This is a genomic window from Companilactobacillus huachuanensis (assembly GCF_005404815.1).
Taxonomy (GTDB): domain Bacteria; phylum Bacillota; class Bacilli; order Lactobacillales; family Lactobacillaceae; genus Companilactobacillus; species Companilactobacillus huachuanensis.
Genome location: NZ_BJDF01000002.1, coordinates 118752 through 131288 on the forward strand (window position 1 = coordinate 118752; position 12537 = coordinate 131288).

Sequence of the window (12537 nt, forward strand, 5' to 3'; positions counted from 1 at the left end):
CTCCTTATTTGTCTTTATATATATTGTAACGAAAAAGAACTCCGAGATGTTGATATCTCAGAGTTCTTTAAATTTCTTCAACGGTTAACTGTTTTCAATACCTAGGGGAGACGGAAATGACGTCTCATATTAAAAACAAACATTTTTCAGGTAGTTTTGTTGCAAGATTAATTTCAATTCGAGGAAAATTGAAATTAATCTTCTATTTCGTGTGTTTCACTGAGATTCTTGAACCAATAAGCGCTCTTCTTAACATAGCGCTTTTGTGTTGGAAAATCGACGAAGAATAATCCATAACGTTTGCTGTAGCCATTAGTCCATGAGAATTGATCCTGCAAGGACCAGATAAAATACCCTTTGACATTGGCGCCATCGTTAATGGCATCAGCAATTGCACTGATATATTTCTTCAAATAATCGATTCTCTTGGGGTCATCAATGATTGTATCATCGGTAGCACCCTCTGGTAGGCTTTCCTTTAATCCGATACCATTTTCAGTTACATAAGTAGCTGGTACCAATGGATAGTCGTTGTGAATTCTCATAAGGGTATCATGCATCCCTTTTGGATAAATAGCCCAATCCCAGTCAGTAGTTTCAATATTATCTGGTTTTCTTTCTTCACCGATCCCGTGCAGACGAGAAACTGAAGTTCCTTTTGCACCAGTACCATTGTGAATGGTCTCAGAAGCACCATCGTATGCTCTCATCCATACACTAAAGTAATTATTTACTCCTACAAAATCTAATTGGTGGGCAGCCTTGCTTAATTCCTCCATTTCCTTTGGTGTAGATTTAAACATTGGCTGATTATTTGCGTCCAATATTTCTTTAATCAGTGAAAGAGTCTCAGGACTATATTCACCAGCCAAGGTACCATCTAGGTAAAAACGGTCTTCAAAGGCATCCTTCAAAGCAGCTGCATGACGGTCTCCTTGACTATCACTATATGGGTAAACTGTTTGAATGGCATGAACAATTCCAATTTCGCCACCTAAATTCATTTCCTTATAAGCATTAACAATTCTAGCATGGGCAACATTTTGATTATGCTCAGCCTGAACTGCATTGTCGAATCTACCCTTTTCACCAGGTGGAAATGTTCCGGAAACATGTTGTTGAATCGCCATAGATGTTGGTTCATTAATAGTGATCCAATATTTAACTTCAGGAAATTCTTTGAAACAGTATTTTGCATAATCGACAAATGAATCTAACATAACTGGGCTCATCCAATCACCCATATCATGTAATTTTTTAGGAGTATCAAAATGATGTAGTGTTACGAACGGAATAATATGGTGCTTTGCACATGAGGCAAATAATTTGTGATAATACTCAACTCCACGTGGCTCCAACTTATCCGTTGTTCCCTCAGGAAAAATTCTTGACCATGCGATAGAAACTCGAATCGTTTGAACGCCATATTTCTCAGATAGTGCCAAATCATCGTCATAACGATGATAAAAGTCGGCGGCTGGATCAGGGCTAAATCGACCTTGTTTCTCTAAATAGTCATCCCAAAGAACCTTTCCTTTTCCATCTTCTTTAGTAGCACCTTCGACTTGATAAGCCGCTGTGGCACCACCCATCAAAAAATCTTTTGGTAATTTAAGCATCAATCAAACCTCCTATGCTAGATTTGCTTTTACAAATTGTAATGATTTTTCTGGATTTCTAGTTAATTCAATGTATTCTTTACCAGAAGTTGTAGCTAATTTAACACCGTACTTATCAGTAATCTTTTGTACATTACCTTTCATACTTTCCATTTGTGGAGCTAAAATAACTAGATCCATATCTTGAATCATATTCATATCTTGACCATAAGCACGAGCAGCAGCTGATAATTTCAAATCACGTTCCTTAGCCGTCTTGTTTAAAGCATTGGCCAAAATACCACTGGTACCACCACCAGCACAGATAACCATAACGGCCGTATCTTTACTAAATACTTCATCATTCGTTTTATCATCAACCTCTGGCGTAGCTTCATCTCCAGCCGTTGAAGCCATAACCGTTCCATCAGATGTTGTGTCAGTGTCGTCTGTAGATACATTACCTGCACCATCTGCTACAAGTCCTTCAGCAATAGCATTTTTATTTTCTTGTGAAAGAAGATCATTGTCATAAACTCTCATGAATGGGAGCCAAATGAAGACATCAAGAATCAAACTCAAAGCAACGAATACAAATGCTAATGGAGCAAAACCGGTACTAATTAAAATACCAATTGGAGCTGGGATAACCCAAGGCATGGTATACATCATACCGTTCATCCCTAAAACATCGATAAAGAACTTGAACAAACAGATATTAACCATTGGTGTTACAACAAAAGGTACAAAGAAAATTGGATTCATGATAATTGGAGCACCGAACAAAATAGGCTCATTAACAGAGAAACTGACAGGAATAAATGCTGCTTTCCCCAAAGCTCTCAATTGCTTAGAACGAGCTAGGAACAAGAACAAGAATACTAGTACAAGTGTTGATCCAGTACCACCCATGTTCATAACATAATCTTGAGCATTTTGAGCTAAAACGTGAGTAGCTTGGTGACCAGCTTGAATCAATTTCAAGTTATCTGCAGTATTAGTAACTTCAATGGCAGCAACAGCAGGTGCAACGATTGAAGGACCTTGAACACCAACAAACCAGAAGAAACCCATCGCTCCAGCGATAATTGCTAATCCTAAATAGGAATCACTGGCTGAGAAAATTGGAGCTAGTAAGGAGATAATCAATTGAGCCAAATTCTTACCAGTAAATGTAGCTAATACTAATGAGAATGCCCAAAAAGCAGTAACTGATAAGAACATTGGAATAACGTCTTTAAATGTTTGTGAAATATTCTGTGGTACCTGTGGAGGCATCTTAATTGTGACGTTATTCTTGATACATACATAATAGATATTTGGGACAATCAAACCAACAACATATGAAGCAACTAATCCTTGTGTACCAAGGTAAGTTAAATCAGCTCCACCTTTGTTTTGAACAATAGCACTAATTATAAAGGCAATTTCAGCAGCAAGGATAACTGACACTGCATTCATTTGATTAGTCTTAGGTAAATCTAGGTTCTTTGTATCAGTTAAATTCTTTGCGGTTGTAGCTGTAACAAACAATGCAAGTAGTCCCATTGAGTAGTTATAGGCAATCATAATATTATTTTCAATATTAACTGGCCAATGATAACCCCAAGCATTTGGTACATAAGCAACCAGGATAAACAATGACGAGAATAAGATGATAGGCATTGATGCAATGAATCCATCACGAATGGCGGAAACATAGGCATTAGATGCAATTTTTTCAAATCCTGGTTTCATTTTTTCAATTCTACTAGTAATGACATCCATCTTTCAGATCTCCTTTTTGACTTAATTTTTCATATCTAATTTTTCTTCAATTTTATTAATTCTTTCATATTCATCAATAAAGAACTCACATTGATCCATCAACATCATTGTTGTCATTAAAGTATCCTGACCATGAACCATAATGAATGTAACGTCCATGTCCATGCCGCCAGCTTCGTTAGCTAGTAACTTGGTTTGTTCATTATGAGCCTCAACGATTGATTGATTAGCCTCTTCAACTAATTTTCTTGCTTCTGCAATTTTACCAACACGGGCATTCTCTAAAGCCTTCATTAAGGCTGTTTTGGCATCCCCTGAATATGCTACGATTGCGAATCCTGTCATTGAAATTTCTTCTTTTGTAACTGCCATAATAATTACCTCATTTTTTTGTTTTTTCTTGTGTTAATCGTTGAATGTGAATTATGAAATATAATAGTTCATTACTATTGAGCGTCGTTGATAATTTGGATTGTAAACTTGTATAAATTTCTTTGGCAATTTTTGATGAACGTGGATACTCCTTTTTCATCTCTAATTCCAATTTATCGCTGAAGTCGCGATCTTCACTGTCGTCATTATCAAGACGTCCTGCTAAATACTGTAAATGAATCATGAAACGGTCGAAATAATTACCATTTCCTTCAATTCGATAAATCTTATTTTCGTTCAAAATCGTTGTCACAATGTCATTGACCTCTTTGGACGTATCTTCCTTTAGGTCACTGGCTTTAGATTCTTCACCTTTGGCATTGATGAAATGTAGAGCTATACTTTTAATTTCCGACTTTGGAAAATTAACATGCAGATTCTGATTGATTACCTCTAATCCATGACTGGCAATTTCATATTCATCCGGATACTGCTCACTCATATCGGGAATCAAACTTTCTTGATATGTGTGAGCCAACAATCTTTGATAGGAACCGAATATATGGTCACTCAAAGTGATATAGACATAATCCAAAATGTTATAATCAAATTTCTTTTTTGCATAATCAATAATTTCATAAGTAGTAGTAACAACATCAATTGGAATATCTTTAATCAAAAAATATAAATTATCCTGTGATGTTTTTGTATTTAAATAAAAGATATTCTCAATCTTACTCGAATCAACTTGTCCACCCTTAGTCTTCTTAAAAGCGATTCCTTTGCCCTTTACAATTGCTTGGCGATTATCTCCTAGGTTGACTAACGCACTGTTATTGTTAAAGACTTGGGCAATCTCTACCATCTCACTTCCCCCTTTCTGGCAACAAAAAAGAGACCACCAACGTTTTTCATCATGATAGTCTTTGGACTAAACAATGAAGAAAATACGTTGAGTGATCTCGCCTAATTTAATAGTAACAATTCACTGAAAATATATTCATCTTTCAACAACGCTTAGTATATGCTAGTAATTTCTTTTTGTAAACGGTTTCATTGAATTATTTTTTGAATCATATATTTCTAGTATTTGACTTTGTTTCAAAAAGCCTTTGTGACGGTAATCTGAGTTATATTTTAAAACAATAATTTTTTTATCTGATTATTGATAATTAGCACATACTGTCAGATCATCTGGATTTTTTCCAGTACATTATCGGCAATTAAAATTCATTAACTTTATTTTTATAAATCACTTTTATCATCAAGACAAATATCAAATACTTTTAATAGGGCGGTTAAAGCGGATACAAAGAAAATAAAATCCCAAAAAAATGAACGTTAAGTTTATTTTTAACACGATTTTTTTGACATTCAAGTAAAATGCGAACTATTTACTATTTATTTACATAATCATTCATGTTATCCTTACTATATAAAATTTAAGGAAGTGTTAGATTATCACCTATCAAATAGTTTTTGAGGGAAGTTACTTTTCTTCAGCAACGTTTGACAAGGCGGATTTCACACCAGATTCACTTATATGTGTAGACCAGTCAGGAATTATTGACCGTGTTATATCCGCTTCTGATAGTGATTATCAGATTGTCAAACAAGCTGCATTGGATAACGATATCCTCAAACAAATACCTAAGGGAAGTTATCTTTTACCAGGATTCACTGATTTACATATTCACGCACCACAATGGCCTCAGGCCGGTTTAGCTTTGGACAAGCCGTTGAACGAATGGCTCAACACTTATACTTTTCCACTTGAGGCTAAATTCAAAGATCTACAGTATGCTAAAAAAGTTTACCAAAGCTTGATCAAAGAATTATTGGCCAACGGTACTACTACTGGTTTGTTCTTTGGATCAGTTCACACGGATGCCAATTTAGTTTTGGCTCAGATTTGTGCTCAACTTGGACAACGTGCCTTTATTGGTAAAGTTGTGATGGATAATCCAGAACAAACTCCGGACTATTATCGTGATGCCTCTTCCAAAGTAGCTTTGGAAGAGACTGAAACATTCATTCTCAAAATGCTTAAGCTTCAAGGACAAACCGGTTCCGACATAACGCCAGTTATCACGCCCCGCTTTGTTCCTAGTTGTACCGATGAGACGTTACAAGGTCTGGGTGGCTTAGCTAAAAAGTATGACTTACCCATTCAATCACACTGTAGTGAAAGTGTTTGGGAAGATCAATATGCAATCGACCGTTTCAACTTACGTGACGCTGAAGTACTTAATAAATTTGGCTTGTTAACTGACAAATCAATTATGGCTCACGGTACCCAACTCAGTGACAGTGATTTAGATTTGTTTGAAAAAACGCAATCATCTATCGCCCATTGTCCTATCTCCAACGCGTTCTTTGGCAATTCGGTCATGCGTGTTAATGATGCTCACCAAAAAAACGTTAAAATCGGTTTAGGAACCGATATCTCCGGAGGATTTTCTCCTAGTATTTATCGAAATATGCAACAAGCTATTATGTCATCACAGATGTTACAAGACTCTAGTCATAAACCGGCACGTCTTTCAGCCAGCAATGCCTTTTATCTTGCAACAGTTGGTGGTGCTAGTGCCTTACATATCAAATCTGGACAAATTAAAGTCGGTTTTAAAGGCGACTTTCAAATTGTTCAAGATCAATACTTCGAACTCTCATCAAATGAATCAGACGATATATTTGAGAGACTTGTGTACCACACAAATAAAGAAAATATCAAACAAGTTTATGTAGCTGGTAAATTAGTACATGACAACCGAGGAGAAAATAATGGAAAATAACAACAAGAGCAGTCTTTTAGTCGGCCCTGATGACAAAATTGGCATGGGCGAAGCTGGTTTCTTAGGTCTTCAACACGTCTTAGCGATGGATATCTATGTTCCACCAATTATTCTAGCTGGCATGATGGCAATGGGCCTCAGTGATCAAATGGGACTTTTGCAATCAACTTTCTTAGCTGCTGGTATTGGAACAATTTTACAAACATTTGTCTTCATGAAGATGCCCGTTTCTCAGGGTCCTTCATTTGTTCCTCTTGGTGCCGCTGCCGGTGTTGTACTAGCATCTGGTGGTTTGAAAGGTAATGGTATGGGAACACTGATTGGTGCTTTATTAATTGGCTCACTTATACTAATCGTCTTAGGTGTCACTGGTGTTTTCCAAAAAATCATCAACCGTCTAGTTCCTGCTTTAGTCGGTGGTACGATTATCACTTGTGTTGGTTTATCTTTGATTCCAACTGCTCTAAACAGTAATATTTTCAACGCTCCTGGTAAGATTGACAATAATATCATCTTAGCTTCTGTAACTGCTTTAACATTGTTAGTCTCAGTTGGTATTAGTTTGAAATTTCCTAGCGTTCGTCGTTTCTTCAGAACTAGTTCAATTATTTTGGCTTTAGGTGTTGGAACGATTGTTTCAACTATGATGGGCATGTTCAACTGGAAAGCAGTTTCTGAAGCTGCTTGGTTCGGACTTCCCCAAAGAACAATTTTCCACTGGGGTATCAACTTCAGTCCTTCAGCTATTATTACTTTCATAATCATTTACGCAGTTATCACAACTGAAACAACTGGTACTTGGTTTGCCATGGGTGCCGTTACAAACCACGAAATCACTGACAAACAATGGAATCACGGTATTATCGGTGAAGGTTTAAGTTGTTTGGTAGCTGCCCTACTTGGAACAACACCAGTTACCGGTTATTCAACAAATGCCGGAGTTATCTCAATCACTGGTGTTGCAAGTAAAAGAGTTTTCTTATTTGCTGGAATCTGGTTCTCAATCTTAGGTTTCTTCAGTAAACTATCAGCCTTTTTAGCCGCTATCCCTGCCCCAGTTATCGGTGGCGTCTTTGCAATCATTACTGTTACCATCATGCTTAACGGTCTAAACGTTATCCGCGGATTAGAAACAACAGATCGTGACCTTTACATAATTGGTATTCCAATCATTTTGACATTAGCCTTAGTACTACTACCAGCTGATGTCACAAAGAATGCTCCCCAAATCTTACAATATTTATTAGGTTCACCAATTGCCATGGCTGCTATTGCTGCTATTATTCTTAACTTAGTAATGCCTAAAGCAAAGAAAGCAACCGTTAAAACGATTTAATTAATTTGAAATAAATCAAAGAAGCACTGTAATCCAAAATAGGATTACAGTGCTTCTTTGATAAAAAAAATAGTCATCAACATTATTTCTACAACAAAGATTTTATTTTCGTAAGTATAAATTAATTGTTCATTGACTCATTATAAATAAATTGGTCAGAAAGACTGAGAACCACGTTTTATTTGGCCGTAATTTGCATCCGACCATTTTTCTTGGAGTGATACAGATTACCATCAACACGTGAATAAAAATCATTTGGTTCTAAATCTGTTTGAGCAATTGTTGAAACGCCAACTGAAACTGTAATTGAAATTGACTTGTCATTTAATTCAACATCCAAATGATTCAGCGCCATAAAAATTTGTCGAACTATTGGTTCAGTAGATGACAAATCATAGTTTGGAAAGATAACATTAAATTCTTCGCCACCAGTCCGATATAGTTTAACATTCGGATCATTTTCAGCTATTACCGTTTCTACAACATCAGCCGTATGACGCAATACCTTATCCCCTGCTAAGTGACCATAAGTATCATTTACCTGCTTAAAATGGTCAATATCAAACATCATCATCGAGAGTGACAAGTTATTTTCAAAACTGGTATCAAATAAATTTCTAATTTCAGTAACATAAGCAGCGTAATTCTCAGTCTTAGTCAAAGCATCATGATTGGCAAACTCCAATAGATGAACTTTCAAATTAGTATCACGTAAAATCATTCCAACATAGCTGTACAGCAGCATCTCAAAGATAATTAGATAAGCCCACTCTTCAAAATACGTTTGCCAAGTAAAACCAAACTTTTCCCTCATAAAGAACCACAACAGACCTCCAAAAATTACTCCAGACAGGATATAAAAAATAAACGGATGATCATTATGTTGCTTACGACGAAGATAATTAAGTGTTTCATAGAAAGTAAGCAGTACAATACTGTGGCACCACGATTCCCAATATCCAAAGGAGCCATTAATAAACATATAGGAAATTATTAATGGATATAGATAATAATATGGAACATGAATATTTAAAAAATAGGCACAGAAAATCAAGGCAATCAACTGAAAATTCATAAATTGCCAAGAAATCGATGTATGAACAAGCGTCATCTGCATACTTATGATGAAAATCCCCATATAGCCGACACCAAGCCAGGAATTTAGAAGATCCTCATCAAAATGAATACCTTTTGAATTCAGCATTGTTTTTAATCCATCATATAAAACCTGATACAGAGTAAAAACGCCTAAAACAAAAAAAAACACTTGTGATAAATGGCGTCACACGCCAAACTGACCATGTCAAAAACCAAACCCCCTGTTAGGCTACTTTTTATTTAACGTCTCAGAACAATTAAATATGCCGGCTATAGACCTGTTAAAATCCATTTTTAAGCATATTATTAACCGCTACTATACATCATTTATAATTTTTTTTATATAAACATCTATGCAATTCTAGCACAAAAAAATCCCACTGTTCCACCCGTTTGTAGAATAGCGAGAATTAATCATTCAGACACTGCCTAAACAGTGATAAATCAAATTTTCTAGATAAAGACAATATGTTAAAAGTATCTTTTTAACATATCTACCTAATGGTTAAAATGTTAAGTAAATATGCCATTTACATAGTTAAGAGTATTAATCTGCTCTGCGGGCCGGTTAATACTCACAGCGCTTCAAACTAGTTTATTTTTTTGCAGGAACAATAAACTTCTAATTATTTAGACAACGGCCGAAAGGTTAATAATTAATATAACCAATGTTGTTACAAGCTTAGAGCTAATTTATTTAAATAATCAGAAACTTTCATTTTATTTGTTCCTGCCATGAAAAAATAAATTAGTTGGAGGAGCTGAGAGTATTCATTTGCAGCGAAAGTGGCGTTATTGCTTCAAACAACCGAGGTTCGAGACCGCTTCCCAGGCTCGGGCCGTTCCGCGCAGCAATTGAATACTCTCAGCTCTGGAAACGGTATACTTAACTAAACCTTAGTTATTTACAAATTAGTTCTAGGACTATGACAACAATATTTATATTAAGATTTAAAAAAATTGTAATTGTAATTTTCAAAGAATTGGGAAATATTTAACTTGCAGTAATCTGCATTCGACCATTTTTCTTAGAATGATAAAGATTATTATCAACTCTTTTATAGAAATCATCTGGATTATCATCTGATGACGACATGCTAGAAACACCTACAGAAATAGTGATTTTGATTTGTTTTTCTCCATCTTGAATGTCCAAATTATTCAAAGCCGTAAAAATCTGTCTGACAATTGGTTCAGTTGAAGGCAAATCATAGCCCGGAAAGACAACGTTAAACTCTTCGCCACCAGTTCGATATAACCTCACATTGGGATCATTACCATCAATTACCTGCTGTGCAACTGTCACGGCCTTCTGTAGAACCTTATCTCCTGCTAAATGACCATAGGTATCATTAACTTGCTTAAAGTGATCAATATCGAACATCATCATCGACAAATTAAGTTTATTACGCAAACTATTGGGGAAAAGTAGCTTCATTTCAGAGACGTATGCAGCATAATTCTCAGTCTTAGTCAAAGCATCATGATTGGCAAAAGCAACTAATCGTCCTTTTAAATCGTTTTCACGAAGTAACATTCGCATATAACTGTATAATAAGACTTCAAAAATCAATAGATAACTCCACTCCTGTAAAAAGACCCGTTGACTCAGATTAAATTTCACAGCAACGAAGAACCACATAACTGCACCCCAAGTGACGCCGACAACCATATAGCCAACAAAAGGATGCTTTCTGACTGGTCTTCTACGGATATAATTAAATGACCAGTATGTGAGCATGACACTCAATGCATGTAACCAAGATTCCCAATAGCCAAGGGAATTATTAAACAACATATAAATTAAAATAATTGGTACGAAGAAATACAGTGGAACACGAATATTGAGAAAGTATGCACAAAAAATCAAAGCAATGATAATAAAATTCATAAATTCCCACGAAATACTTTTGCCAACGATTGTAGATTGCATACTAAATATAAAAACCAGCATATAAATCACACCAAACGATGATCTCAATATATCGTCATTAATTGAAAACTTTTTTTCATGTACAATATTTCTCAGCCAATCAAAAGCAACTTGATAGAGCGTGAATACACCCAAGATGAAAAAAATACTCGTAATAACGGGTGCAACATGCCAGACATCCCATGTCATAAAGTGCTGTCTCCCTTCACATCTCAATAACTTTTGTTAAAACGTTTGCGTCTTTAGATTACACTATAATTTATTTAATTCAATTCAAATTTTTCTATTATTTTTATGAAATTTTAAATATATAAAATATTGTAAAGAAGACATTGTGTTGTTTAATTGTAAAAATTAGTCTGAAAATCTGAGAAATATTTAACTAATACAACACCTAACCCAAATTAAATGTCACAAATAAAAAAAGACGTTTGAGTTTTACTCAAACGTCTGATTTGACCTAGAAATAATCAATTAACTGGGGCTTTTCTTTAACAAAAACCTCATTTAGCTGATCCACTTTTTCGGAATCACCAGTAATATAGCCGTATTCAAACAGCGAATCCAAGGAACGATAACCAAACATTGCTTTAGTTAAAGTCTGAATCGTCAACTCCATGTCAGGGGTTTCGTCGTCAGCAATTTCAAAACTAACGACTCCATTTTCGATTGAAAGTCGCCAGGTATGGTTATTCCAATCCAAATCATCATTAACTTTAAAATAAACTTTCGACATAACTAGTGTTTGAACAGGATAGCGTTTGACAAAATCACTCAAATCTACGATTCGAGCCATCATATAGGGTGTAACTGAAATTTGAGCTGAATAAGGATTCTCTAACAAGTCGGCTTTAACATCAGGATCAGGAGATTCATAAACAAAATGTTGAAAAATCGATTGATGTTTCGTAACAAACTTGCTTAATAATTGACGGCTGAGTGGATTCTGATTAAGCCATTCATGAATATAGAAGGTTGTTCCTTCACTGTAATAAATTAGATATCCAATTAATTTGTCCGCATCATCATAGGCCGTGGCAACTTGATAATCTTCATGCTTATCAATCATGTGATCCCACCACCACTTGGGGCGAACTACCCCTCCATGATAATTGTTACTCAAATACATAATTTTAATATCATCATTTAAATCTCTGATATCGTCACGTTCTACATGTCCGACATTGCTATTTTTAATACGGGGCAGTTGATCATTTTCCATCGTTATAACGCTATGATCAAAGACTTGTTCAAAACCAAATTGACGATAATATCCGTATGAAAATGGTGCTAAATACGATAAAGTAATCTGGTTATGATACATATCGGTCAAAGCTGCCTTTAATAAGGTACCCGCACCACCACGACCACCAAACTCTGGTGCACTCATAACGTCGCCGATACCATTCATCTTGTAATCAACACCATGGAAATTTACATCAAAAGGAATACTAAAAAGCCCACTACCTAGTTTATTATGATTCATTAATCCATAAACCATTGAGTGATCAAAACGTTCTTTTAAGACATCCTTACGATGCTTGGAATCCTCACGATTAAATGAATACAAATATAAATTATAAAACTCATTAAATTTATCTTCATCGAGTAAATATTTATTCATATTTCGCTCCCTAT

General features: G+C 35.4%; 9 protein-coding genes. 2 read left to right on the forward strand and 7 right to left on the reverse strand.

All coding sequences use genetic code 11. The features are described 5' to 3' along the window. Window positions 1–194 precede the first annotated feature (194 nt). From lacG to FFM71_RS01700, 4 genes are read right to left on the reverse strand one after another with little or no spacing between them, the layout of a single operon-like run. A complete protein-coding gene (gene lacG, locus FFM71_RS01685; protein WP_373278780.1) occupies window positions 195–1619 on the reverse strand; it encodes a 6-phospho-beta-galactosidase in 1425 nt (474 codons plus the stop codon). A gap of 12 nt (window positions 1620–1631) precedes the next feature. Further along, window positions 1632–3356, reverse strand: coding sequence for a PTS lactose transporter subunit IIBC (locus tag FFM71_RS01690; RefSeq protein WP_373278781.1), 1725 nt, complete (start codon window positions 3354–3356; stop codon window positions 1632–1634). Between the two features lie 30 nt (window positions 3357–3386). Further along, complete coding sequence (locus FFM71_RS01695; protein ID WP_137610457.1) at window positions 3387–3737, reverse strand: PTS lactose/cellobiose transporter subunit IIA; 351 nt, start codon at window positions 3735–3737, stop codon at window positions 3387–3389. A gap of 10 nt (window positions 3738–3747) precedes the next feature. Then, window positions 3748–4602, reverse strand: coding sequence for a PRD domain-containing protein (locus FFM71_RS01700; RefSeq protein ID WP_137610458.1), 855 nt, complete (start codon window positions 4600–4602; stop codon window positions 3748–3750). A 607-nt stretch (window positions 4603–5209) separates the two neighbouring features. Between FFM71_RS01700 and guaD the strand changes: the two genes are divergently transcribed. Together guaD and FFM71_RS01710 are read left to right on the forward strand one after the other, a co-directional pair. Beyond that, window positions 5210–6532, forward strand: a complete 1323-nt coding sequence (guaD, locus tag FFM71_RS01705) for a guanine deaminase (RefSeq protein ID WP_137610459.1) — start codon at window positions 5210–5212, stop codon at window positions 6530–6532. Further along, window positions 6522–7868: a uracil-xanthine permease family protein gene (locus FFM71_RS01710; RefSeq protein WP_137610460.1), complete on the forward strand. Its 1347-nt coding sequence runs from the start codon at window positions 6522–6524 to the stop codon at window positions 7866–7868. Before guaD ends, FFM71_RS01710 begins: the two co-directional genes overlap by 11 nt. A gap of 178 nt (window positions 7869–8046) precedes the next feature. Here the strand turns inward: FFM71_RS01710 and FFM71_RS01715 are convergent, their stop codons facing one another. The 3 genes from FFM71_RS01715 to FFM71_RS01725 form a co-directional block, all read right to left on the reverse strand. Beyond that, complete coding sequence (locus FFM71_RS01715; RefSeq protein WP_306437278.1) at window positions 8047–9072, reverse strand: GGDEF domain-containing protein; 1026 nt, start codon at window positions 9070–9072, stop codon at window positions 8047–8049. 888 nt (window positions 9073–9960) lie between these two features. Further along, window positions 9961–11088: a GGDEF domain-containing protein gene (locus FFM71_RS01720; RefSeq protein WP_137610461.1), complete on the reverse strand. Its 1128-nt coding sequence runs from the start codon at window positions 11086–11088 to the stop codon at window positions 9961–9963. A 271-nt stretch (window positions 11089–11359) separates the two neighbouring features. Next, entirely contained in the window at window positions 11360–12523 is a 1164-nt protein-coding gene (locus tag FFM71_RS01725) for a GNAT family N-acetyltransferase (RefSeq protein ID WP_137610462.1), read from the reverse strand. Between the last annotated feature and the right edge of the window lie 14 nt (window positions 12524–12537).